The organism is Martinezella tropici (genome assembly GCF_003287875.1).
In the GTDB taxonomy this organism is placed as follows: domain Bacteria; phylum Pseudomonadota; class Alphaproteobacteria; order Rhizobiales; family Rhizobiaceae; genus Rhizobium; species Rhizobium tropici_C.
In genome coordinates this window covers 356693-381944 of sequence record NZ_QMKK01000061.1, presented here as the reverse complement: position 1 = coordinate 381944, position 25252 = coordinate 356693, and the positions used below count along the sequence as shown (strand labels likewise).

General features: G+C 59.0%; 21 protein-coding genes and 2 pseudogenes. 12 read left to right on the top strand and 11 right to left on the bottom strand.

Going from position 1 to position 25252, the window contains the following annotated elements; translation table 11 throughout:
* The first annotated feature begins 272 nt into the window (after positions 1-272).
* From DQ393_RS32760 to poxB, 5 genes are all read left to right on the top strand, one after another.
* Entirely contained in the window at positions 273-833 is a 561-nt protein-coding gene (locus DQ393_RS32760) for a hypothetical protein (RefSeq protein WP_146759015.1), read from the top strand.
* Between the two features lie 622 nt (positions 834-1455).
* Positions 1456-2892 (top strand): cytochrome ubiquinol oxidase subunit I, encoded by a 1437-nt coding sequence (locus DQ393_RS32755; RefSeq protein ID WP_112345822.1) that lies wholly within the window; start codon positions 1456-1458, stop codon positions 2890-2892.
* A 1-nt stretch (position 2893) separates the two neighbouring features.
* Entirely contained in the window at positions 2894-3904 is a 1011-nt protein-coding gene (gene cydB, locus DQ393_RS32750) for a cytochrome d ubiquinol oxidase subunit II (protein WP_112345821.1), read from the top strand.
* Positions 3904-4044 (top strand): DUF2474 domain-containing protein, encoded by a 141-nt coding sequence (locus DQ393_RS32745; protein WP_112345820.1) that lies wholly within the window; start codon positions 3904-3906, stop codon positions 4042-4044. The genes cydB and DQ393_RS32745 overlap by 1 nt, the downstream gene beginning before the upstream one ends.
* Before the next feature lie 111 nt (positions 4045-4155).
* Entirely contained in the window at positions 4156-5883 is a 1728-nt protein-coding gene (poxB, locus tag DQ393_RS32740) for a ubiquinone-dependent pyruvate dehydrogenase (RefSeq protein ID WP_112345819.1), read from the top strand.
* A gap of 931 nt (positions 5884-6814) precedes the next feature.
* Here the strand turns inward: poxB and DQ393_RS32730 are convergent.
* The 5 genes from DQ393_RS32730 to DQ393_RS32710 all read right to left on the bottom strand — a co-directional run bounded on the left by DQ393_RS32730 (position 6815) and on the right by DQ393_RS32710 (position 11451).
* Complete coding sequence (locus DQ393_RS32730; RefSeq protein ID WP_112345818.1) at positions 6815-8062, bottom strand: oxalate decarboxylase family bicupin; 1248 nt, start codon at positions 8060-8062, stop codon at positions 6815-6817.
* A gap of 1 nt (position 8063) precedes the next feature.
* Positions 8064-8531: a hypothetical protein gene (locus tag DQ393_RS32725; protein ID WP_112345817.1), complete on the bottom strand. Its 468-nt coding sequence runs from the start codon at positions 8529-8531 to the stop codon at positions 8064-8066.
* Between the two features lie 308 nt (positions 8532-8839).
* Positions 8840-9214: a response regulator transcription factor gene (locus DQ393_RS32720; RefSeq protein WP_112345816.1), complete on the bottom strand. Its 375-nt coding sequence runs from the start codon at positions 9212-9214 to the stop codon at positions 8840-8842.
* A 64-nt stretch (positions 9215-9278) separates the two neighbouring features.
* Positions 9279-9935 carry a response regulator transcription factor gene (locus tag DQ393_RS32715; protein ID WP_112345815.1) on the bottom strand — a complete coding sequence of 219 codons (657 nt, stop codon included), beginning with the start codon at positions 9933-9935 and terminating at the stop codon, positions 9279-9281.
* Complete coding sequence (locus tag DQ393_RS32710; protein ID WP_432422052.1) at positions 9928-11451, bottom strand: sensor histidine kinase; 1524 nt, start codon at positions 11449-11451, stop codon at positions 9928-9930. Before DQ393_RS32710 ends, DQ393_RS32715 begins: the two co-directional genes overlap by 8 nt.
* A 655-nt stretch (positions 11452-12106) precedes the next feature.
* On the opposite strand from DQ393_RS32710, the gene DQ393_RS32705 reads away from it, so the two are divergent.
* From DQ393_RS32705 to DQ393_RS33655, 3 genes are all read left to right on the top strand, one after another.
* On the top strand, positions 12107-12625 hold the full coding sequence (locus tag DQ393_RS32705; RefSeq protein WP_112345813.1) for a Dps family protein: 519 nt from the start codon (positions 12107-12109) through the stop codon (positions 12623-12625).
* Between the two features lie 25 nt (positions 12626-12650).
* Complete coding sequence (locus DQ393_RS33660) at positions 12651-13118, top strand: DUF992 domain-containing protein (RefSeq protein ID WP_181592469.1); 468 nt, start codon at positions 12651-12653, stop codon at positions 13116-13118.
* 81 nt (positions 13119-13199) lie between these two features.
* Positions 13200-14042, top strand: a complete 843-nt coding sequence (locus DQ393_RS33655; protein ID WP_181592468.1) for an alpha/beta fold hydrolase — start codon at positions 13200-13202, stop codon at positions 14040-14042.
* Positions 14043-14263: 221 nt separating this feature from the next.
* On the opposite strand, the gene DQ393_RS32695 is transcribed toward DQ393_RS33655, so the two are convergent.
* On the bottom strand, positions 14264-15943 hold the full coding sequence (locus tag DQ393_RS32695; protein ID WP_181592467.1) for an FAD-dependent oxidoreductase: 1680 nt from the start codon (positions 15941-15943) through the stop codon (positions 14264-14266).
* A gap of 308 nt (positions 15944-16251) precedes the next feature.
* Between DQ393_RS32695 and DQ393_RS32690 the strand changes: the two genes are divergently transcribed.
* The 3 genes and pseudogenes from DQ393_RS32690 to DQ393_RS32675 all read left to right on the top strand — a co-directional run bounded on the left by DQ393_RS32690 (position 16252) and on the right by DQ393_RS32675 (position 19460).
* Entirely contained in the window at positions 16252-16782 is a 531-nt protein-coding gene (locus DQ393_RS32690) for a cytochrome c (RefSeq protein ID WP_112345927.1), read from the top strand.
* A 533-nt stretch (positions 16783-17315) separates the two neighbouring features.
* Positions 17316-17966, top strand: a pseudogene (locus DQ393_RS32680) (gamma-glutamylcyclotransferase); the annotation flags it as partial.
* A gap of 141 nt (positions 17967-18107) precedes the next feature.
* The gene (locus tag DQ393_RS32675; protein WP_112345810.1) at positions 18108-19460 is read left to right on the top strand and encodes an FAD/NAD(P)-binding protein; all 1353 of its coding nucleotides are present in this window, start codon (positions 18108-18110) and stop codon (positions 19458-19460) included.
* Positions 19461-19499: 39 nt separating this feature from the next.
* Here DQ393_RS32675 and DQ393_RS33705 read toward each other — a convergent pair.
* From DQ393_RS33705 to DQ393_RS32660, 4 genes and pseudogenes are all read right to left on the bottom strand, one after another.
* A pseudogene (locus DQ393_RS33705) lies at positions 19500-19601 on the bottom strand (zinc-binding dehydrogenase); the annotation flags it as partial.
* 230 nt (positions 19602-19831) lie between these two features.
* Complete coding sequence (locus DQ393_RS32670; RefSeq protein ID WP_112345809.1) at positions 19832-20602, bottom strand: SDR family NAD(P)-dependent oxidoreductase; 771 nt, start codon at positions 20600-20602, stop codon at positions 19832-19834.
* A 55-nt stretch (positions 20603-20657) separates the two neighbouring features.
* Entirely contained in the window at positions 20658-21857 is a 1200-nt protein-coding gene (locus tag DQ393_RS32665) for an arabinose transporter (RefSeq protein ID WP_112345808.1), read from the bottom strand.
* A gap of 61 nt (positions 21858-21918) precedes the next feature.
* The gene (locus DQ393_RS32660) at positions 21919-23268 is read right to left on the bottom strand and encodes an amidohydrolase family protein (protein WP_112345807.1); all 1350 of its coding nucleotides are present in this window, start codon (positions 23266-23268) and stop codon (positions 21919-21921) included.
* Between the two features lie 110 nt (positions 23269-23378).
* On the opposite strand from DQ393_RS32660, the gene DQ393_RS32655 reads away from it, so the two are divergent.
* The gene (locus DQ393_RS32655) at positions 23379-24290 is read left to right on the top strand and encodes a LysR family transcriptional regulator (protein ID WP_112345806.1); all 912 of its coding nucleotides are present in this window, start codon (positions 23379-23381) and stop codon (positions 24288-24290) included.
* Positions 24291-24332: 42 nt separating this feature from the next.
* On the opposite strand, the gene DQ393_RS32650 is transcribed toward DQ393_RS32655, so the two are convergent.
* Positions 24333-24938: a hypothetical protein gene (locus tag DQ393_RS32650; RefSeq protein WP_112345805.1), complete on the bottom strand. Its 606-nt coding sequence runs from the start codon at positions 24936-24938 to the stop codon at positions 24333-24335.
* Positions 24939-25252 lie beyond the last annotated feature (314 nt).

Genomic DNA, 25252 nt, shown 5'->3' with positions numbered 1-25252 from the left:
AGAAAACGAGCGCGGGCACCATCGCCCAGTTCAACTATTATGCTCGCTCTTATTTTTGAAGGCCGACCTTATCGAGGATGTGATGTTTCTCGGCGATGACGTCAGCCGGATCTCGAAGACTTTCTGTTCATTGCACCAGGAGGATGGAGAAGAAACTCGGCCGCTGGCGCGACGTCCCTTTACACTCGACATCGAAAATTTTGCAGTTTTTTACACCTTCGTCCGAGATAGATGGGCTATTCCTGTTGCATCCATCCGCGACGGAGAATCCCATGCGCGATACCGCCTGCAACAAATTTCACCCACCTCCGTCAGATGAGGTGGAGAGTTCTGCGGTCATCGATTCGCAAAGTTATCACCTTATCCATCAAGCCCTAATCGAGGCGCTGTCTCTCGGCGTAGACTACGAAGTTGAGCAGATGGTCCGGGCCAAGAATGTTCCTGCCGTACGTCAGCGGGTACAGGTGCAATTCGGTTACGACGGACACGATAGGATTTCAGCGTTACGAGCGACATTCGAGCGGGATGGAGAAGTCGTATGCTGTTGGCTAATCCAGAGCCAAAACGAGATACAACAATTGATTTATAATATAGAAGGAAGGGGAGCGGACGAACTGGCTGATCTCTTCACCGTGATTTGTATTAATGCGCATACAGCGAAGCGGTATGTAAAGCTGGAAAAAGTTCTCGAAACGCAAGCGGTGATAGACAAAATGATACCTAAGCTGAATGATTTTTGGCTTAAATCACAGGACTATATTAGACGGCGCAACATTGTGAAATTGCTAATGGGAGCGTCACAAGCACCGACCACCCCATATAAGCAACGATAATATTCATAGACCTATCCGCGCCACCCCGCGAACTGACATCTTTCGGAATATTTATCTGCCGCAATCGGCAATCGCCAGATACAGTACCGGTCGACGCACTCATTTTCTTCTAAGGGCAGTTATCCAGTTGGCCCATCAAGAGTTGCCGCTCCTATCTCGGCGGGGATAAAATACACTGCCTCAGCAATCGCAGACGACCGGCCCTCCGCGGGCGATACGTTACGGCGCGTCCATTCAATCCCGGTTCGTCCGGCGCAGGTGCGCCCGAAAAACCTTCGTACCGGGACGCGACCGGCCAATATCGCGCTCTCAAGGTTCAGTTCGCTCGCGATGTCAGGGCCGTCGCCTCTCAGTTGTGCCCTCGCGGCAGAGAAGGCGTCGTGCACAGCGTACGACGAAGCTATGCAAGCAGACAGCTGCGTCTGGCTGATCGATTTTGTCCCGAGGAGACATTGAGCTAGGCCGTATAACCGCGCTGAGGCGCTAATAAGAAGATATAGCTAAGCTATACTTACGTTTAGTTGCGGCTCGGACGCCCTCCAGTGAATGTAATGCAGACGCTCGTCGATGAGCGATCGACATTTTGATCCGCCTTCACTCATTCACGCGAAGGAGAACCTCGATGCTGGGTTTCAGCGCATTGGAACTTGCGCGACTACAATTCGCCTTCACTGTTTCTTTTCATATCATTTTTCCGGCCATTACCATCGGCCTTGCCAGCTATCTGGCGGTACTCGAAGCATTGTGGCTGATCCGGCGCAATCCGGTCTATGTGGAGCTCTATCACTTCTGGTCGAAGATCTTCGCAGTCAATTTCGGGATGGGTGTCGTCTCAGGACTGGTCATGGCCTATGAGTTTGGCACGAACTGGAGCGGCTTTTCGCAGTTTGCCGGCGGTGTTACCGGCCCACTTTTAACCTATGAGGTCCTGACCGCCTTCTTTCTGGAAGCAGGCTTTCTCGGCGTCATGCTGTTCGGTTGGAACAAGGTTGGTCCCGGGCTGCACATGCTCGCAACGGCCATGGTCGCGCTTGGCACGCTGATCTCCACCACCTGGATTCTGGCATCCAACAGCTGGATGCAGACCCCGCAGGGCTTCGAGATCATCAATGGCAGGGTCGTGCCGACCGATTGGCTCGCGGTCATCTTCAATCCCTCATTCCCCTTCCGATTGGCCCATATGACGCTTGCCGCCTATCTTTCGACAGCGCTGTTCGTCGCGGCGGCGGCGGCTTGGCATTTGCTGCATGGCCGTTCGACGCCAGCGATCCGCAAAATGTTCTCGATGGCGCTGTGGATGCTGCTTTTCGTGGCACCGATCCAGATGTTCGTGGGCGACGCCCACGGTCTCAACACGCTCGAACATCAGCCTGCGAAGATCGCGGCCATCGAGGGCCATTGGGAAAACGATCCGAACGCCACAAGCCTGCCGCTTATCGCCTTCGGCATTCCCGACATGAAGGCCGAGGAAACGAAATATGCGATCGAGATCCCATATCTCGGCAGCCTGATCCTCACCCACACCTTGCACGGCAAGATCCCGGGGCTCAAGGAATTTGCGCCGCAGGACCGACCGAACTCGACGATCATTTTCTTCACCTTCCGCATCATGGTCGGCCTCGGCCTTGCCATGCTTCTGCTTGGGGTCTGGGGTGCATATCAGCGCTGGTGCGGCACGCTCTACCAGATCAGGCTTTTCCTCCTATTTGCCCTCTGTATGGGGCCGACCGGACTGCTCGCGGTTCTTGCGGGCTGGATCACCACGGAGGTCGGTCGTCAGCCGTGGGTGGTCTACGGAATCCTGCGCACCCAGGATGCGGTCTCAAACCATTCGGTCCTGACGCTGAGTGTCACGCTCGTCATGTTCATCGTCATGTATTTCCTGATCTTCGGTACGGGCATCGGCTTCATGCTGAAGATGGTTGCGCAGGGTCCCTATGAGGGTCGCGGCAGCACGAGCCCGCCGGATGGTGGCAAGATCCAGCGCCCTGCCAGACCGCTCTCGGCCGTTCCCGACAACATCACACCCACGCCGCAGCGCGAAACCACGGAGGTTTGAGATGGGTATCGATCTTCCGCTCATCTGGGCAGTCATCATCGCCTTCGGCGTCATGATGTATGTCATCATGGATGGTTTTGATTTAGGAATCGGGATCCTGTTTCCCTTCGTCTCCGACCGCCAGGAGCGCGACGCCATGGTCAACACCGTGGCGCCGGTCTGGGACGGCAACGAGACCTGGCTCGTGCTGGGTGGTGCCGCTATGTTCGCCGCCTTTCCGCTCGCCTACGGCTTCCTGCTCAGCGCCCTCTACCTGCCGCTGATGTTCATGCTCGCGGGTCTCATCTGGCGGGGCGTTTCCTTCGAGTTTCGTTTCAAGGCGCCCGATAGCCGCAAGCCCTTCTGGGATAGGGCGTTCGCAGGCGGCTCCTATATTGCGACGTTCTCGCAGGGCGTGGCGCTCGGAGCGTTCATCAACGGCTTCGAACTTGACGGCACGCGCTTTACCGGCACAGCCCTCGAGTGCTTCACGCCCTTCAGCATCTTCACCGGCTTCGCCCTTATGGTCGCCTATGCGCTTCTTGGTTCGACCTGGCTCATTATGAAGACGACCGACGGCCTGCAGCGGCGAATGCGCGATCTTGCACAGTGGATCGCCATCGCGCTCCTCATCGTAATCGCTATCGTCAGCGTCTGGACCCCCCTCATGCATCCGCAGGTCGCAGCGCGCTGGCTGAGTTTCCCGAACCTCTTCTACTTTGCCCCGGTCCCCGTATTGGTTCTGGGGGTGACCTGGCTTCACCTGCGGGTGCTGCGAAGCCGCAAAGTTCACGCAGCACCATTCGTACTCGCGCTATTGATGATCTTCCTCGGCTATACAGGACTCGCAATCAGCATGTGGCCATACGTAATCCCGCCATCGATCACGATCTGGGCCGCAGCGGCCCCGCCGGAAAGCATGGGCTTTGCGCTCGTCGGTACGCTCCTGATCATCCCGATCATCCTCGTTTATACGACCTGGTCCTATTACGTGTTTCGCGGCAAGCAGACCGTTGGCGAGGGGTATCATTGATGGTGCTCCAGAGCCTCGTTCACGGACCGGTCAAGCGGCTCGGATGGATGGTTGCCATTTGGTCCCTGTCGGTTGTCGCCCTCGGCATCTTCGCCATGGGCCTTCGCATCATCATGTCCCTGGCGGGACTGACTGAATAATCCCGCCACGACGTCCCTCGACCCTACGATCTTTCACGCCGATCGCCGGCGCGAGCATCCCGCGGAACTCTCGGCGGTCGACATCTTAAACTAACCATCAAGGAGTGTATCATGGCCAAGAAGGCAGCAGACGTCATCACCGAAGTCCTCCATAGCGCTGGCGTGCGCCGCATCTATGGCGTTGTCGGCGACAGCTTGAACGGGCTGACGGAATCTTTGCGGGTTCGCAAGGACATCGAATGGGTTCATACCCGGCACGAAGAGACAGCGGCCTTCGCCGCCGGTGCCGAGGCTCATCTGACCGGTCAGCTTGCGGTCTGCGCCGGCAGTTGCGGGCCGGGCAATCTTCATCTGATCAACGGCCTCTTCGATTGCCATCGCTCGCGCGTTCCGGTTCTTGCGATTGCCGCCCAGATACCCTCGGCGGAAATCGGACGCGGCTATTTTCAGGAAACCCATCCGGACCAGCTTTTCCGTGAATGCAGCCATTTCTGTGAAATGGTAAGCCACCCGGACCAGCTCCCCGGTGTGCTGGAATCGGCGATACGTGCGGCGATCGGCAAGCGTGGCGTAGCCGTTATCGTCATCCCGGGCGACGTCGCGCTTTCGGAATTCACGGGCAAGATCTCCCAGCCGGCGGCATTCGCGCTGCCACAGCCGTCCGTTACACCGCCGCCGAGCGAAATTAGCCGTTTCGCAGATATCCTCAATGGCAGTTCGAAGACGACCTTGTTCTGTGGCCGTGGCTGCCAAGGAGCCCATGCCGAGCTGCTGAAGCTTGCCGAACGTCTCAATGCACCGATCGTCCACGCGCTTGGCGGCAAGGAACATGTCGAGTGGGACAACCCCTATGATGTCGGCATGACCGGCCTGATCGGCTTTTCTTCCGGCTACGCCGCCATGGAAGATTGCGATACGCTCGTCATGCTGGGCACCGACTTCCCCTATCGCCAGTTCTTCCCCTCGCAGGCCAAGGTCGTGCAGGTCGATATACGTCCGGAAAATCTCGGGCGGCGCGTGCCGCTCGACCTTGCCCTTGTTGGCGACGTCAAATCGACGATCGAGGCGGTCCTCCCGCTGGTCGAGCCAAACTCGAACAAAGCCTATCTCGACTATTGCAAGGAGCGGTACGTCAAGGCGCGGGCCGGGCTGGATGATCTGGCGACCGGCAAGGCTGGCCGAACGATCCACCCGCAATATCTGGCAAAGCTTGTCAGCGATCACGCCTCTGAAGACGCCGTCTTCACCTTCGACGTCGGGACGCCGACGATCTGGGCCGCGCGTTATCTAAAGATGAATGGCAAGCGCCGGATGATCGGGTCTCTCGCCCACGGGTCGATGGCCAATGCCATGCCGCAGGCGATCGGTGCGCAGTCGGCTTATCCCGGCCGGCAAGTCATCAGCCTTTCGGGCGATGGCGGCTTCGCGATGCTGATGGGCGATTTCCTGACACTCGTGCAGCAGGACCTGCCCGTGAAGGTCGTCATCTTCAACAACTCCACGCTTGGTTTCGTCGCCATGGAAATGAAGGCGTCAGGCTTCATTGAAACAGGGACGACGCTGAAGAACCCGAACTTCGCCGAGCTGGCGCGGGCGGTCGGTGTTCATGCGCTTCGGGTTGAGGATCCGTCGGAACTGGAAGGCGCGATCAAGGATGTGCTGGCCCATAACGGGCCGGCCTTGCTTGATGTCGTGACGAACACCCACGAGCTTTCCATGCCGCCGCAGATCAAGGCGGAGCAGGTCAAGGGCTTCAGCCTCTGGGCGTTGAAGACGGTGATGAATGGCCGCGGCGATGAGCTGATCGACCTCACACTTACCAATTTTCTCAAGCGTTGACATGATCCTTGAAGGAGCGCTTGAGCACCTGATCACGATCACAGGATGGACGCTCCGCTCGGAGCGTCTTTCCGTTGCTGGTGCCTGACCTTGGACAATGGCAATGGGAATTAGCGGCGCTGGGAAGACTCCTTGAGCCAAAGGCGCCAACCACTTTCGCCATTTGGCTGGCAACATCCCTCTCATCGCCCAAAGCATTTGGAACGAATATTCATTCAGACATCCACCTGATCGAGCCAAGTTCGACAACGTCTGTCCGAAGGACGGCCGCGTTGACATCGCTCGTACTCTCGCTGGGGAGCCGGCGGTTGTCCTCTTCAACGAGGTGACGAATGCGCAGATCCCGCGCTGGTCAAGTGCGTGCTCAATCTTATGGTCGATCTCGGAGATGCGGCATGACGATGGTTGTGGTATGCACGAAGTGGGTCTCGCGCCACCGGCACCTAGATCAGATCATCGTCATGGACGAAGGGCGCGTGGTGAAGGCACGCACCCCGACGCGATAATCGGCAATCCTCAGAGCCGGCGCCAAAGGCGGCTACTTGCCGGAGTGCTCTGAGTAGGGAAAGAAAACGGCATGAACGCCACAATGGCGCGTGCTCGGCTGGGCAAGGACGGTTGCGAAGACCGGTATGTCCGCTATCCAGTCCAGCTCTTGCCTCGGTATATTGAGCTCGCCCTTAGAACTTCCTCACCGGCCAGGACCGTCGAGCAGCTGATCTCGCGCGGAACATGGAACCCTTCGGTCTGTGGCACGAGGCCAGCGCCCCTTCCGGTCAGTCCGGATGACAAGCGTTCGCAGATTCTCACGTCGTGGCCGTCTTCCTGCAAGAGGATAGCAATGAAAAGGCCGGCGAACGAGCCGCCGGCAACACGGAAAAGGCTGGCGTCGGGCACTGTGGCAACGCCGATGATGAAGGCATGCGAAGGCTCACCCCGGCATGATGCCTGGCTGGTTTGCGGGGAATTTCGCCGCGTCCTCGATGCTGATGTTGAGATGCTGGGCCACCAGCGCCGGCGGCGTGTGTGTCAACCAGGAAGACAGGCTGACCTCCTGGTATTCGGCAGTCTTGAAGACCGCGACGAATTGCAGATCAGTCTTACCGGTATTTTCGATGATGTGCCCCTGGCTTCTTTTCACGTAACCAATATCGCCTGCACGGAAATCGCCGGTCTGGCTGCGTGGGCCTGCGTCGAACACGGTCATCCGGCCTTGACCCTTGATCCAATATTGCCATTCGTCCGCATTCGGGTGCCAGTGCATCTCGCGCACGCCGCCCGGTTTGATGGTTTCGATAGCAGCGGCAATGGTTTTGGACACTGTAAAGGCGCTGCTGTCTGCAAGACGAATAACGCCAGCAGCATTTTCCTTCAGCGGTTTTGATGCCGCAAGTTTATAGGTGAAGGGGAAAGGGGGAAGACCGGCGCCGGCAACGGCTTCCTGATCCTTCGACAATGGACCCGGTTCCTTGCCCTGGAAAATCCAGAGATCCTGCAGGGGGATATTGCGAAACACATCCTGTGGCACGCCGAAATTCTTGGCGAGCAGTTCGGGTGAGGTGTGGGCCAGCCAGTCCGTCAAGAGCAACGTGCCATATTCGGACTGGTCGCCTTCGTCGAAAACGATGACGAACTCGCATCCGTCGGGACCAAGCCCCTGCAGCGAATGGGGGTAACCGGCCGGAAAATACCAGAGATCACCGGCCTCGACGTCCTGCACATAGGCGCGACCCTGCGTATCGAGCACGGTGATGCGGCAACGGCCATTGGTCATGATCGCCCATTCCGCGGCACGGTGCCAGTGCATCTCACGAATGCCGCCCGGTCCCAGCCGCATGTTGACGCCGGACATGGCATCCGAAATCGCGAAGTCCGACTTGGTCACCTGACGTGCCCATCCGCCGTTCTGGATACGTTTGGGGGCGTTGTTGAACGAGCCCCAGAAGAGCTGCATGTCGCCCACGTCGGTCGCTGGCGGGTTCTGGAAAGAGGGAAACTGCTCGTTGATCGCCGGGTTCTTCGGGCCGGGATCGCTCAGTCCTGCGCCATTGGCATTGATTGCTCCCTCGGCAGGCTGGTCGGGATTGCCGAAAGATGCTGCTCCGGCCGCGCTGGCGGCAAGGGCGGTGCCGCCGACCGCGCCGATTGCGAGGACTGCGCGTCTGGTGAACGTTTCCATTTCAGAACTCCTTGTTCATGGCGAGTTGGGATGAGGGGTGGATAAAGCGGGTTTGGGAACCGAGCCGCAGCACCTCCATGCGGTACATCAGTTCAGCATAGAGAAGCCGGCGCTGAAGCTGGCAGAAGGCTTGGGGCTGGAATGGATCGTGCCGATCCGTTTTCCTGCTGGCGCGGGTGGCGATGCAGGAGGCCTTATCAAAAGCGGGAGGAAGTGCCGTGGCTGCCGCATCGTCGCTGGCGGCAGGCAAGGAAGGGGCGATATTGCCCGATTGGTCGACCGCCTTCGGCGTCAGAATTCGAAACGCATCGGCTGCGGCCACTTGCTCAGGAGCGGCAAGCGCCGGCTCGGTGGCCCGGATCAGAATGGCACTGCCACCGACAAGGGCGAGCGCGCCCAACGACAAAACGACGGCGATTCTAAGCTTGCGCGGTTTGCGCGGATGCACATTTTTGCTGATGGAGGTCATGCCGTGCCTCGTGAACTGGTGATGGTGTCTTCAGCGCACCGCCCTCACAGGGAGAGGCTGATCTGGGGAAAAGGCTACGGCGAGATGGAGGTTTCGGCATCTATACAGAGGTCTAGTTTGTCTCTGCAGAAGGTGTTAGCAGCCGCTAAGGCCGGCAGCAGGCGGCCCGATATCGGCACCCGCCGGAAGGTGGGCGTATTGAGCCATCGGGAATGGGGCAAACGTTATAGGAAGGGCGCCGAGACGCGATGCGAACGGCAGACGGTCGCAAGATGCTGACAGCACTTCCGACGGTAATGCTGTCGGCGTTAGGTCTGCCCGGCGAGAGCGGATTCCAGGCATTCCATGAGATTGCCGACATTGACCGGCTTGCGGAGAAAGGCGAAGGCGCCGCCGCTCAGGGCGGCATTGCGGGTACGATCGTCCGCATAGGACGTCACGAAGATCATCGGAGGATGTCGACCGCGCCGATTGAGCTCGCTCTGGAGTTCGATACCGGATAGTCCGGGCATCTTCACATCCACGACGATGCAGTCGATCTGCGCCTGCGTATGGGAGTCGAGAAACTCTTCTGCAGAAGCAAACAGGCGGCTTTCGTAACCGAAGGACATGATGAAGTCATCCATGGCTTCACGGATGGCCTGGTCGTCGTCAACGACGGCAATGATGGGAACGGAGGACAATCAAGTGACCTTTTCTGTTGTTCTTATGTCTCTATGCGCTCATGCCCGCTTGAAAGATACCATACTAAGATACAGGTGGCCGGAGCTTATCGTCGATCAGTTCCGCTTTTCGCACGAGGTCGGCGACCGATCTCGCCTCCATTTTGCGCATGACATTGCCCCGGTGCAATTTCACGGTGACTTCGCTGATGCCGAGCTCATAGGCGATCTGCTTATTCATCAGGCCGCGGACAACGGCGCCCATGACCTCGCGCTCGCGTGGCGTCAGCTGCCCTGCAAGGGAGGCGACGGCCTCGTTCTGCGCGTTTTCGCGTCGTCGTGATGCATCCCGCTCCATCGCAGCCGCGACGGCATCGAGAATGTCCTGTTCCTTGAAGGGTTTGGTCAGAAAATCCACCGCGCCCGCTTTCATCGCCCGCACGCTCATTGGAATATCACCGAAGCCGGTCATGAAAATGATCGGCATCCTGTTGCCGACGCGTTCCAGCTGCATCTGAAAATCAAGGCCGCTTACGCCTGGAAGCCGCACATCGAGCAGAAGGCAGCCGTGCCGGTTCAGATTGGCTTTTTCGAGAAAGGCTGCGGCACTGTCGAAAGCTTCGGCGTCGAATTTCATGGAGCGGAAAAGATCGGTCAGTGCTTCCCGCATCGACACATCGTCGTCGACGATGAACACGATGGGCGACAGCGTCTCCTTTGTTGTCTTACGTGGCTCAGGCATGTTCCATCTCCTGGCTGATCGGCATTGAAATGGTGAAGACCGCCCCGCCGAGAGGATGATTGTCACCGGTTAGCCTGCCGCCGCGTGTTTCCAATGTCGTGCGGCAGATGGAAAGCCCCATGCCCATTCCCGTCGCCTTGGTCGTGAAGAACGGCGAAAACAGCTTTTCCTTCATCTGCACGGGGAAACCAGGTCCACTGTCCTGAACGGTGATATAGATATTTTCCCTGTCTTCGCGTTCCTTCCGCACCGTGATGGTGCGATTTCCAGTGCCTGCCTCGTCCATGGCCTGAATGGCATTGGTAAGGAGGTTGATGAGGACCTGCTGCAATTCGATCCTGACGGCCGTTATCGGCGGCGTAGCCTCTTTTTCCACATGAACTGTAACGCCGCTGCGCTCCAGCTCATGTTCGAGAAGGCTCAGCGTTTCATCGATGAACTCATCGAGGTCGAAGGTTTCCATCTTACCCCTCGTATGGGCCAGCAAGTCGCGCGTGTTCTGGATGATTTCACTGGCGCGCTGGCTGTCGCGGATCATGCGCTCGGCCGAGCGGCGGGCGGCGGCAAGATCCGGCGGATCGCGGTCCAGCCAGCGCAGCAATGTCTGCGCATTGACAATGATGGCACCGAGCGGCTGGTTCAACTCGTGGGAGAGGGACGCGGACATGGCTCCCACGGTGGCTGCCTTCGAGGCCTTTGTCAGTTCCGCCTGGGCTTCAGCCAGCGCCTTCAACGCCATTTCGCGCTGGGTGATATCCACCATGCTGACCACCACGCGGTTGAAGGAAGTCGCCTCGGCGGGAAAACTGATGGAAAGAAGTACAAGCTTGTCTTCGCCGCTGTCGGTGCGCACCACCACTTTGTCTTCAAAGACACGCTGATTGTCGATGATCGCCTGCAGCACATCGACGAACTTGCCGGACGAGGAAACGACCGATCGCTGAAGGGTGCCGCGGATCGAGGAGTCGTAACCCAGCATTTCCTTTCCGGCTTCATTCGAAGCGACGACCGTGATGAGATCGATGCATTGCTGCGTAAAGCCTGGATTGGCGCGGGCATGGGCCTGCATGTCGGTGATGCCCTGCTGCTTAAGGCTCATCAGCAGGGTATGAAGCTTCGAATAGTCGCGTTCCCAGAGTGCCACCCGCGTGCGGTCGAAGATGGAGCGATAGCGCTCCTCGCTTTCCTTGAGCGCCGCGTTGACGGATAGCAGCGCCAGTCTGTTGGTCTCTGTTTTGACAAGCAGCATGGTCGTGACGGTCAACGCCGCGAGTGCAACGACGAGCCTGAGCCCGGATTGAAGATCGACATCCTGTGCATGGGTCAAGGCATAGGATAACAGGGAAAGAATGGCACAGGCGCAGGAGATCGCGATGAGTCCCGACCGGCTTACCGCCTGCGCGGCCAAGAGGACGGTGACGACATAGAGCACCGCGATCGCGCCCTTTATGTCCGTATAGGTATCGACATAAAATACGACGGCCGCCAGCGAAAACGCCCCGAGACCGAACGCCATATGCGCGCCGCCTATCGGCTCGCGCGCTCGAAATATCATAGACGCAATCGACATTGTTCCCCCGATGCGATTTTTGCCGATAATACGGTTTTTTCGACACCATCTGACCTATACATAGGTCTTAGTTGCCACCGTCGTCGCGGCATCAGGATAGCGGTAAATAAAGGCGGCGCTAATGAAAATCCTCACATCCGATTTGGCGCCCACCGGGCCGGCCGGCTGCACGCTGTTCGATGGCGCAAAAAATCTGCATTCATTGCCTGGGTCTGCACGCCGTACGCGATCCTTTGGGTAAGGGTTCCTCGTGCTCGGAACGCCCTCACAGGAGCGAATAGATTGCCTGGATGCCAGAGGCCGAAAGAAAAAAGGCCGTCTCCTGCGGCAGGAGACGGCCTTAGCGGATTGGGAGGGAAATCCGCAGCTCCGGGGGAGGGGATACCGGAGCTTCTGGCTGAGCGCCAGTCGCCTTTGGGCAGAGGCGATGGACAAAAGCTAGCTCAAGGCGGAATCTGCCGAAACTACACTTAGGTATCGGGTCGACTGTACAAGCAGCCGATTTCTCCGGCTCCATACTTCTCCCTATCCTCAGCGCCGATCAGACAGCAGCCGCAGGTCGCTCAGCACTGAGCGGCCGGCTGCAACAAGGAGAACGATCATGGATACGACCACCACTGCCAGAAACCGTAAGCTTGCCCTTGCAACGCCGACCGACCTTGGCGCCGAAGCGACCCGCGACATCGCCGCCGCGCTGACCGCGCTTCTGGCGGATGTTTTCGCGCTCTATATCAAGACGAAGAATTTCCACTGGCATGTCTCCGGCCCGCATTTCCGCGATTACCACCTGATGCTCGACGAGCAGGGTGAACAGATCTTCGCCATGACTGACGATATCGCCGAGCGCGCCCGCAAGATCGGCGGAACAACCATTCGCTCCATCGGCCATATTGCCCGGGTGCAGCGTCTCCTGGACAACGACGCGGATTTCGTCACTCCCGACGACATGCTGGCCGAGCTTCGCGAAGACAATCTGCAGCTCGTGGAAATGATGCGCCAGCTGCACACGCTGACCTCCTCCCACAACGACCACGCCACCACCAGCATCCTTGAAAACTGGATCGACGAAACGGAACGCCGAGCATGGTTCCTGTTCGAAACGACCCGCCGTGCCCGCTGAGCCCTGTTGCGAAGAGGATCATCCGATGAAAACCACCATCTTTACCATGCTTGCAGCCTGCATGCTCCTGGTCCCCGGCGTTTCCCATGCGGAGCGCGCCGAGGTCGGCCAGCTAGACTGCGACGTTTCCGCCGGGATCGGCGCCATAGTCGGCACCCGGCAGGACCTGGCCTGCACCTTCACCCCGAGCGGAAACGCGCCGGTCCAGCACTACATTGGCAATATTACGGAATTCGGCCTTGATGTCGGAACTGTGGACAAGGGCCGCATGGTCTGGCTGGTCTACAACGCCACCCGCGAACCGGTGGGCGGTTTGCAGGGCACCTATGACGGCGTGACCGCTGGCGCGAGCCTCGGGGTGGGCGCTGATGCCGAAATCCTGGTCGGTGGAAGCTTGAAGAGCCTGTCGCTGCAGCCGCTGGCCGTCGACGGCGATACCGGACTTAACCTTGCCGTCGGCGTCACCTCGCTCGAGCTGCGGCTCGCTCCGTAAGCTCTCGCTCGCCGTGCGATGGCCATGCCGTCGCTCGCATTTTTCAAGATCCATTCCATCCTGCATTGAAGGAGCATTCCAATGACCGAATCATTCGTAAAAACCAAGGACGGCGTCGATATCTATTTCAAGGACTGGGGTCCGAGGGATGCCCAGCCGATCGTCTTCCATCATGGCTGGCCGTTGTCCTCCGACGACTGGGATGCGCAGATGCTGTTCTTCGTCCAGAACGGTTATCGCGTCGTGGCACATGATCGCCGCGGTCACGGCCGTTCCCAGCAGGTCAGCGACGGCCACGACATGGATCATTATGCAGCCGACGCATCTGCCGTAGCCGAGTATCTCGATCTCAGGAACGCGGTTCATATCGGTCACTCGACGGGCGGTGGTGAGGTCGCGCGCTACGTCGCCAAATTCGGCGAGCCTCAGGGCCGTGTTGCCAAGGCTGTGCTCGTCTCCGCCGTCCCGCCGCTGATGTTGAAGACCGAAACCAATCCGGGCGGCCTGCCGATCGAAGTCTTTGACAGCTTCCGCAAAGGCGTTGCCGAAAACCGCGCCCAGTTCTTCCTCGACGTGCCGACCGGCCCGTTCTACGGCTTCAATCGCCCCGATGCCAAAATCTATCCCGGTGTCATCCAGAACTGGTGGCGTCAGGGCATGATGGGTAGCGCCAAGGCCCATTACGACGGCGTCAAGGCCTTTTCCGAAACCGATCAGACGGAGGATCTGAAGGCGATTACCGTGCCGACGCTCGTTCTCCACGGCGATGACGATCAGGTCGTACCGATCGCAGATTCAGCGGAATTGTCGGTCAAGCTCCTGAAGAACGGAACACTGAAGGTCTATAAGGGCTACCCCCACGGCATGCTGACGACCCATGCGGACGTCATCAATCCGGACCTGCTGGCCTTTGTGAAGGCTTGACCGGCTGAAGCGATCCGCCGCCCGCAAAACTCGGGCGGCGGACCGATCCTTTGAGCATTTCAGGCGAAAACAGCAGCTCCTTCAATGCTCTATCACCTTATTTTCACGCAATTCCGGACCCAAACTCGTTCCCGCTTTCGCCGGAGTTGCTTTACCTCAGGAGGTTACGCCGATGAGGTTGCCAGCCCTCCCGAGATGGAAGACCTGCAGCCGGTGGCCGGCTAGTGCCGATCTTGCCTTGCGACATTTCGCGCCAGGAAAGAATGGATCTGCGAAATGACGGCCGCCCCTTCACCGACGGCGGCGGCGACCCGCTTGGTGGAGCCGGCGCGTACATCTCCAACGGCAAAAATGCCAGGGCAGCTTGTTTCCAGCGGCAGTCGCTCGCCATCACCGTTGCGTTCTCCTGTGAGCACGAAGCCGTTTCCATCGGTCGCGACACAGCCGTCGAGCCAGCCGGTGTAGGGATCGGCGCCGATGAACAGAAAGAGGTGGCGCGAGACACATTCCTCGGTCTCTCCGGTCCGGATGTCACGGAAGGTGGCGCCGGTCAAGCCTGTCTCTCGATTACCATGCAGGCCCATAATCTCGATACCCACATGGAGTTCGACATTGGGCAATGCCGCTATCCGGTCGATCAGATACTGGGACATGGTTTGCTCGAGCGGTCGCCGGACCACGAGGTGCAGGCGACTTACCTGGGGTGCGAGGTAAGCAACGGCTTGGCCCGCCGAGTTTCCGCCGCCGACCAGAGTGATTTCCTCTCCGGCGCAGAGGCGGGCCTCGATCGGAGATGCCCAGTAGGAGACGCCAGCTCCCTCCAGCTCTTCGACATTGGCAATATTGGGCCGACGGTAGCGCGCTCCCGACGCGATCACGATGGAACGTGCCCGTGCAGTACATCCATTGCTAAGCTCAAGGGAGAACGGAGTTGCCGCATCGGTTCCGTGACAGCTCAGCTTTCCGACGGTCAGCGGGATCGCAACCTCGGCGCCGAATTTCGTCGCCTGATTGAAGGCCCGACCTGCAAGAGCCTGTCCGGAGATGCCCGTGGGAAAGCCAAGATAGTTTTCGATCCGGGCGGATGCGCCCGCCTGGCCGCCGAAGGCCCGCGAATCGACAACGAGAACGGACAGTCCCTCAGATGCCCCATAGACGGCAGTGGCCAGCCCAGCCGGGCCTGCACCGACAACTGCCACGTCATAGACATTCTTCGGGTCGAGATCCGGCATGATGCCGAGACAAGACGCCGCGTCTGCGTCGCTCGGATTTCTGAGCAGTGTCCCGTTTGGACAGATCATCAATGGCAGATCTTCCGGTGCGATGCCGAGCCGTTCGACCAACTCGCGTCCCTCGACTTCGCATGCGGCGATGAGGGCGTGGGGATAGCCATTCCGGGTGAGAAATCCAGACAATCTCACGATATCGGGGGCATCCCGGCGCCCGACCAGAATCGATCCGGCGCCCCCGATCCGCCCTTCTTCGATCAGCGCAACGCGACGGAGTATAAAGGCGCGCATGATTGCCTCACCCACATCCGCCGACCCGATCACCAGTGCACGCAGATGCGGCGCATCGAAAGGTATAGCCAATACGCCCTTATCGCCCGCGACGACCGATGCCAGGGTTGCATGGCCAGACAATTGATTGGTTTCGCCGGTGAACTGGCCGGGACCGTAGGTACCGATCACGGATGACCTCCCAGTCGCGCCACGGTGAATTGCATCGGCCGAGCCTTCTAGAACTAGCCAGGCAGGAACGTTGCGAGCGCCGATCTCATAGAGGATATCGCCGGGGCCGAAACGGCGCGGTTCACCGCTCGCGAAGCGCCGCGCCGCGCCGATTTGAAGAGCTGAAAGCGTTGGATATGTTTGCTCCCACCGAGCATCGCTAATCGCCATGATGTGAACTCCGTATCGGCCTATGCTTGTATGACAACATCCGGAACAGTTCGCCAGTCTACATTGCTATTGCGCACCATCAAAGCCAACTCTTGGGGCTCTGCCAGCGGACATTCATACCTCAATTGCTTCCTCTTGCGCGATACCGGGAAGAACAACCAGGAATTCCTCGCCGGCGTAGCTTGGCGGCCTCCTTTTGCCCGCTTCGCAACCGAGAGGGTGGACTTCAGACGGCGATGATTTCATGCTTCGTCAAACTTTTATTGGATCCATCAAACGTGCGGGTTTCCCTGATAGTTTCCAAAATGATGCCGCTCTTCAGCCTGGTGGCTCTCGCCGCCGTGCTCGCCTCCATCGGTTTTGCGGAACAAGACGTCGTCGCACTTAGGCAGGCCGACATGAAAGCCATGGCAGCCGCCGCGAAGACGATGGCGGAGATGTTCCGCGATCCCGGTCGCTATTCGTCGATGGAATTCGAGAGGACTGCCGCTGCGATCAGCGCCAGATCGGGTACGGTGCTGGCTGCTCATTTCGCCCAAGGACTGGACGATCCGAGCTCGAAGGCCAGCTCCGAGATCGGAGCGGAACGCGAGCGTTTCAACGGTCTGGCGAATAATCTCCACGATTATGCGCGGGCGCTGGAAGCGGCCGCTGTCGAAAACCGCGGAGCCATGACAGAGAGCATGCGGATGAAGCCTGGCGAGGCGATGGGCGGAGGCCCGTTCGGGGTTCACGTCCAGAACAAGGCGCAACTGGCATCCATTCCTGCCGGGCATATCTTCCACCTGATGCTGCAGACCTGCACGACTTGCCACGCAAGATTCAGAATGAGCCGGTAAGACATTCAAACGGCCATATTCGAAGGCACGCTCAAGCGCCTGCCGAGCGAGCTCAAAGCAAACCACCTCAGGTTCAGCCTTGGATCGTCGCTCAAGAACAATGCCCATCGCCAAGCGCAAATCGACGCAGAAGGCATCATCGGCTCGCTGCCGGCATGCCTGCATATAGTGAACCGGATTTCTGTCTCCTCATTCATAAACGCATCAGGATAGCTTTAGTCTATCATTTTTATAGACAATTATGATCCCGTTCACGCCGCTCGATCACCGATCTCCTTCGGAGCAGATGCTCAGAGCGGCAGCGACCAATATTAAGGACGGGATATGAGCGAAAGATATTCGAGCGTGAATGGTGGGAAGCGAGGCAAGCGGGGCATCGCCCTTGCATTTTCTCTTTTGGCGATGATCGGTACCGCGGCGAATGCGGCATCGAACACGACAAAGCCGGTCGATGGCGGTGTTCTCAATGTGGGATTGGGGACCGATGCTTCGATCATCGATCCTTCCATCACCGGTAATTCGATCACCACCCGGGACCGGACCCGCTGCGCATACCGATCACCGAGGCCGAACTGGATGCGCTGGCGGAGCGGCTCTATCAGCAGTCGCACGGCGATGCACTCTGGATCTTCGCCTATGGTTCCTTGATCTGGAAGCCTGATTTCGATGCCGTGGAAGCGCGTGTGGGAGCGATCAAGGGGTGGCACCGCTCCTTCTGTCTTCGGATGACGCGATGGCGGGGATCGCAGGCGCAACCCGGGCTCATGCTGGCACTAAAGCGAGGCGGGTACTGCAAGGCCGTCGCTTTCAGATTGGATGACGGCGATCGCCTTGGCCAGATCAGGCGCATGCTTCGCCGGGAAATCGGAATCCTAGAAGACGCGGCCACCATTCGATGGGTGCGGGTACAGACCGATCAGGGCCCGGTGCGGGCATTGGTCTTCTGGGCGGATCCAAAGGGAAGCTACGTCACTTCCAAGCTGCCATTGGAGGCTGTCGCGGGCATCTTGGCGCGGGCTTGCGGCGCCAGAGGGTCGTGTGCGGAATATCTCTATTTGACGGTGAAGCATCTCGAGGCTTGGGGAATTCGGGATCTCAATCTGTGGAGGCTTCAAAAGCTCGTCGCAGGCGAGCTTAAAGCGATCACGCGTTGGAAAGCGTGGCAAGCCGAACTGAGGTCATGAGCCGGAGCGCGTAGGGCGACCCCAATATTTCCCGACAACGCCGCCATGGCATGTTGGCTCGGCAATTCATCTGCCCTAGATCAGGTGAAAGGGAGGTATCGGTAATTCCCTCGCCTCGTTCGAAAGCGGAGAAGGCTTGCGATGATCTATGATGCCATTGTCGTGGGTTCTGGTTTTTCCGCTATCTCTACCGTCTGCAATCTCGTGGAGTTGCTACCCGAAACGGCATCGATCGCCATTGTCGGCGACGATCCCGGATTTGGTCGCGGGACCGCCTATCGAACGGAGCTCTATCTGCATCGCCTGAATGTGCCGGCGGGCCGCATGAGCCTTTTTCCGGACCGCCCGAATGCCTTTGTCGAATGGCTGCGGGAACGCAGGCGGCCACTGGATGCGGGAGATTTCGCCTCCAGGCAGGATTATGGCCTGTACATTCGAGATAGCCTGGCCGCTCTGTTGCGCAACAGGAAGGGCCGCTGCCGGGTCGACTTCATCAAGGCGAAAGCGACGGGGTGTATCGAACGCTATAGTTCCGCACTCGGCTTTTTATTGGACAATGGCAATGAGATTGCCGGCCGAAGCATCGTGCTCTGTCTCGGCGTCGGCAATGCACAATTGCCGTTTGATGTTTCCCGACTATCCGCGGACGCGCGCTCCCATATGATCGAAAACCCGTGGCGGCTGTCATGGTTGAGACGAGTGGGTAAGGCCGATACGATCTGCATCCTCGGTTCGGGATTGACGATGATCGACCAGGTTTTGGCACTGTCCGCCCACGGCTTTAAAGGAAAGATAGTCGTGCTGTCACGGCGCGGCCTCGTTCCGCACGATCATGTCAGCCATCCGAAGCCGGCGGTCGACATCGACGTTGAAGCCTTGCCCACGCGGATGAGTGAACTCCTGCAAATTCTCCGTTGCGAAAGCAAAGATGCGGGGGACTGGCGCAGGGTCATGGATGGCTTGCGCCCGAAGACGCAAGCTCTCTGGTCGAGATTGCCGGAGGCTGAGCGCCGCCGCTTTTTACGCCATGCTTTGCCGTGGTGGAACGTTCATCGTCATCGTGTTGCCCCCGATGTCTTCCGGAGGTTTGAGACGATGATGCGAAGCGGTAAGGTTTCTGTCCGAGCGGGCTACCTGCAGAATGTCGAGAAAACCGAGACTTTGACCGTGCATTACCGGCCTCGAGGCGAGAGCATTACCGCGTCGATTGAGGCGGATTGGATCGTCAACTGCACTGGCATGGAACGGGCAGGCATCGCGCATTCCCCATTGCTGCAGGAAATGCAACGCAAAGGCCTGATCGAAGCGGACCCGCTTCGTCTTGGGTTGACGGTCGACGCCCAGTCGCGCGTTCCTGGTTGGGCCGGCAATGATGCGGTTATTTATGCCGTCGGCGCGCTGACCGCTGGCCAGTTCTGGGAAATTACCGCCGTGCCGGATATTCGCGTCCAGGCGAAAAAGGTCGCCGAGGCTATTGCGGATAGATTGCGGTGAAGGATCGATACCCGCCGACTTGACGGCTGCCTGCCGCGATCAGCCCTGTGCGACACGCACGATCAGCTTACCGAAATTCCGCCCTTCCAGCAGTCCGAGGAAAGCTTCGGGAGCGTTTTCGAGCGCGTCCACGATGTCCTCCGGCGGAGGTCTAATGCGTCCAACATGCAAGGCCGTAGACGCCGCCATCTGGCATCAGATTTCGGAGGTCGGGTAGGCCGCCATTTCAAAGCACGAGGCCGCAGCTCTTCGTCAATGGGCCCTACCGCATTTCTTGCGAGGAGAATGCGGTGGTCTCTTACGAAGTGGGCGTTCCGTGCGAGTTCCAATGGATCTCAAGCTCCGATCTGAAAGGACCGACCGCCGATCATTCATTTTGGCAAAGGCACGCGTGAGATCTCCTCGCAGATTGCGATGAGGCGGTCTTGAAGCGCTGGATCATGAGCCTGCGGGTTCGCGGTCCGGCGCTTCAGATGATAGAAGTATTCTCCGGTTACATCCGCCTTCGGGTCGTCGCCGGCTGCCAGCCAGGCTTGAGTCAGATGGGCCTGTGCCATGTCGTCAGGTGCGCCAGGGCCGCCCATCTTGGTCGGAACCCATCCGGGCTCCAGCGAATTCGAGAACACGTCCTTCCAACGTCGCGCGATCGCGAATGCGAGCATTGCATCGTGCAGCTTGCTTTCGGCATAGGCCTCTGATCCGTTCCACCGGCGCTTTTTCCAGAGAATATCATCGAGATTGGCAGCTGCATGATGGTGCATGCCGGACGACAGGTAGACCAGTCGCTTCGGTGGTTCGAGGAGTGCGGTCAGGATGTAGGCCGATAGTGTGTTTATGGCGAAGACATGCGGCAGCCCATCGGAGGTGAGGCGATGAGCTTCGCGATAGCCGACAGCGGCATTGTGGATCACCGCATCGAACCGGCCGAGTCTGTTGACTTCGGCAGCGACATTCTTTGCACCGGCGATGGTCTCGAGATCGCCGATCACGACCGACACCGCCTTTGGGAGAGCGCGGCGGGCATCATTGGCGCGAGCCGGATTGCGCGCATGAAGCACGACCTGGTGACCTTGTTCGGCTAGATGTTCAGCCGCCATAAGGCCGAGACCTGTGGACGAGCCGGAAACGAAGATGCGGGACATGGAAATCTCCTTTGGTAGCCGGTGAGCAAGTCTCACAGGCAATGTGGAACAACGGTCAGGATTGTGAAGAGCGGGCGGTCTGGACAAGCGCGGCACCGGCGAGGGCGCAGATCGCGCCGAACAGGTAGACGGCTGCATATCCGAACTGTCCGGCGATGGTGCCCGCGACCGGACCGGAAATGCCGTAGGCGATATCGAGAAAAGCGACGAAGGCGCCCATGGCGCTGCCGCGATTGGCGGCAGGCACTCGCTTCAGCGTCTCGACGCCGAGAGCGGGAAAGATCAGCGCACAACCGAGCCCGGTGACCAGGGCGCCGGCAAGCGCCATCCATTCATTAGGCGCCACCCAGATCAGCGCCTGGCCGGCTGCCTCCATCACCGACGACCAGAATGCGATGCGATAGCCGCTCATGCTGTCGGGCAACGAACCGAAGACGATGCGCACGAAGATGAAGCCGATGCCGAAGGCAGTCATGACCAAACCGGCATTGTCCCAATGGCGGGCTGCGAAGTAGAGGGATGCAAAGGCGGTAAGACCCGACAAACCCACTCCTTGCAGCATCAGCCCGGCCCCTTCGCGCCAGATTTGGCCGATGACCTTGTAAAAGGGCAGACGCGGGCCTGCCGGGCTCGTATAAGAGGTCGACCGAAATGCGATAGCGGCTGCGAGAAGCGGAGCAAGGATGCAGGCGATCATTGCGGTCTCCAGGCCATAAGACTGATACAGAACCATGCCGACCGGCGCGCCGATGGCCAGTGCCGCGAACATGGCAATGCCGGTCCACGACATCGACATGCCTGCGCGCTGCGGTCCGACCGAGGCAATCGACCAGGAGACGCAACCGGTGACGAAGAGGCTCTCCCCAAGACCGGCAATCAGCCGGCCGACAACAAGAATTGCAAGGCTGACGTCCGGCGGGAGAATGGGCATGGCCGCCGCCAGATAGAGCAGGCCCGCGGTCATACTGATCGCGGCACCTTGCAGGGCGGAACGCTTACCACCCTTGAGATCGGTCAAGCGCCCCGCATATCCGCGACTGAGCACGGTGGCGAGGAATTGGATGCCAATCGCCAGGCCGACGACCAGATTGTTGAAGCCGAGCTTGTCGTGGATGAATAGCGGGATAACCGGAAGCGGAAGTCCGACCGCGAGATAGCCACAAAAGAGCGCGGCAATGATCCCCGGGGCAGGACGGGAAAGATATGCGGGAGCGGCCTTCGGTTCGGCCGCATCATTGATGACAGGTGCTGACATGACAGCCTCCATTCTGAAAGTCTGTGGGGTCGCAGCGCCGCCGAAAAGTGGCGGCACCGATTCAGGCCACTTCCTCGGAGGCGGGTGCGCCGAAGCGGTCCAGGTGATAGCCGCTCTTTTCCAGCAGGTGGTCGCGCGACGCGGTGATATCAGCTGACAGCTTGATCAGATCGGTGCCGACCAGCTTTCCGCCATGCTTGCGGATCTTGCCGGCGACCATGACCGTATCGACATCCGAGCGCTCGACAGCCTGGACGATCGCGCCGACAGCGTTGTTGATCGGCATGACGGCGACACCGTTGGTGCGGACCATGATGATATCGGCCTGCTTGCCGGGCGCCAGCGAACCGACCTCGCTCTCAAGTCCCGCGGCCCGTGCACCGTTCACCGTTGCCGCCTCAAGGACGCGCTCGACGGTGATCGGCAGGGGCACATTATCTTCGCCCCGGAATTTGCGGTAACGCATGGCCAAGCGCTGCTGCAAAAACAGGGCGTGCATCTCGCCGAACATGTCGCTGCCGAAGGCAGTGTCGAGATCGATGCCGACAGCCGGCGTTAAGCCATGGTCGACGGCTTGCTGATAGGCGAAACTCTCGTCATCGAAGCCGAAAAGCGCATCGGAACGCGGATTGACGGTGATGTTCACCCCGGCATTGGCAAAGAGGCGCCACGTCTCCTGCGGAATGCGGGTGCAATGATTGAAGATGTTGTGCGGGCCGAGCACGCCCTCTTCGGCAAATTCTGGGCCGAGCTTGGCGAGATCGCCGATGAACTCGGTCAGAATGCGCATGTCAAGGCCGCGGGCGACCTTCCACCAATCGAGATTAAGCTGGCCGAACAGGCCGACACGCACAAGGCCATCGCCCTGGTTCCAGTTCTCTGCAAGCCGCTTTAGATCGCCCGGCAGGTGGGCGGCAGACGCCTTTTTGTCCATGGCGGCGCCGACCATATGCAAGGCGCGGATGCCGCTGCCGTCGAGGGCGTCGAGCGCTGCGTCCGTGTGTTCGGGGCTGCGGGAGGAATGGCAGGCATCGATGACGGTCGTAATGCCGGCGTCAAGGCAGGCGAGTGCCGTAAGCCGGGTGCTGAGATACATGTCGAGCGGGCGATAATGGCAGCCCAGCGTTTCGGCGACCACATCGATATAGGCAAAGAGGTCGTGCACATCCGGCATTATGCGGCGCATGGCGCCCAGCCACATATGATGATGGGCGTCGATCAGACCCGGCATGACGATGGTGTCAGAGGCGTCGATGATCGTTGCATCGGTAACGGCGAGGTTCGGTCCGATGGCCGCTATCCTGTCGCCTTCCACGAGCAGGTCGCCGATGGCAAGATTGCCGACCGTTCTGTCCATCGTCAGGATGGTGCCGCCTTTGAAGAGCGTGCGGGGATGGCTGCGATTGCTCATGACTGGGTCCTTTCAGGTTTAAAAGCGCAGGACCGTTATCTCTCTGGAACGCTCTTGAATTAAGTGCGCTTATGTCAGATGCTTCCTGATCAAAAGTCAGGAGTTGATGCATGTCGTTCGATGGACGGATTCTTTCGGGCGTGAGCGTGCTTGCGGCCGTCGTTGAAGGCGGGAGCTTCGTCAAAGGCGCTGAACTGATCGGCATCACCGATTCCGGTGTAAGCCGTGCCATTGGCCGTCTCGAGGCGCGGCTTGGTGTGCGCTTGCTCGATCGAACGACGCGTTCGGTGACTCTAACCGACGAGGGCCGGCGGTTCTATGAGGAGGTGAAGCCGCACTTGAGTGCGATCGAGGACGCTGCCGTGGTCGTGTCGGGCTCGGCATCGGCTGTGCGCGGCCGCTTGAAAGTGGATATCGATCCATTCTTTCTGCCCCTCGTGCTCGCAGGCCGGCTTGGTGGATTCTGCGAACGCTATCCCGATCTGTCCATCGAGTTCGTGACCAGGGAGCATGTCGGCGATCTTGTTGCAGAGGGGATCGATCTTGCAATTCGGTTCGGCCAGCCGCGCTTTGCCAGCCTGGTTGCACGAAAACTGATAGAAGCTCCAATTCTGACCGTGGCGTCACCTCGCTATCTGGAGCGCCATAGCCGTCCTGCGCATCCTCGCGACCTCTCCGCTCATCGCTGTCTGCAGTTTGTCGATCCCTACACCGGGAAGCCATTCGAATGGGAATTCATCCGGGGAGACGAGACCATCGATGTTCCGACGAGCGGACCGTTGACGTTCACCGACCCGAAGACAATGCTCGACGAATGCCTCGCCGGAACCGGCATCGCGCAGGTGATCGGTTGGGGCATCGGGCAGGCATTGGCGAGAGGATCGCTGATCGACCTCTTCCCCGACTGGCATGGTGAGCGCTTCCCGCTCTTTGCTTTCCATCCATCGCGCAAGCACCCGCCAGCAAAGGTGCGCGCATTTGTCGATTTCTGTGCCGACATCACTGACGAACTCGAGCGTTAGGCCGCGGGACGACGTATACCGCCAATTAATATTGCGGGCCGCTCAACCGCCAACTCGCCGGGCCGCGCGTCGCAGGCGGTTCTCTTTCAACACACGTTGGAAATTCATATCGGTTTGCGCGTGCTGAGCGAGATCGTCGAGGAATTCGGCGACGTCTCGAACTGTCTCGACGACAATATATCGCAGGCCGCCGCCTGCATCGACGGCATCATAGCTGATGCTGACACCAAAGCCGCCAGTGACCTTTCGAAACCATGCCGACCGCCATTTCTTGAAACCTGCGGGATCCGCCTGAAACTCCGCAAGCAACGCCTTCTGCTTTTCAATCCGAGCGAGGAATGCCGCAACGGCATCCCCTGGGCCTGCCTTTTGCTTTTCGGCTTTCCTCGCGGCCCATTTTTCAAGGAAGCGCGATGTCGGCGGCAAGGTTGCTACGCTATCGGCAACGATTGCGGGTTTCAGTTCCGATGGAACCGGACCGGGTGCAGGAGCGGCCGAGCGGATCCGCTCTTCGTTCTCCGGTACCAAGCTCTGTTTGAGATCGGACGCGAATGCCCCCCAAATGGATTTCGTCTGTTCGACCAATCCAGCCTTTTTGCGGCGGGAGTTCTTGATTTCGAAGATGAAGGGTTTTGTCTGCTTGGGCATGATTTTCGAGGGTTAGGGTGTGCGGTGTGCCGCTGCCGAAGAATGATCAGCGCCGACGGGATTGGGCAATATTTCTAATATTTCCAGATCTATAAACTGTAATCGTTTGCGATCCATGTGGTCCGTTGATTTATATCAGGCCAGTTGATCAAGCAATATAAAATGCTGAGAGCAATCGTCGTCACGCGATCCCGGCCGTCCTTGATGTTTTGTCGATGAGTGAAGGCAATAGTTTTCGGAGTTTATTGGTAACCAGTCTGGAAACACGCTTCAGTAGCCAATCATTCGGGCTCTTTATCAGAATGGCGACACGT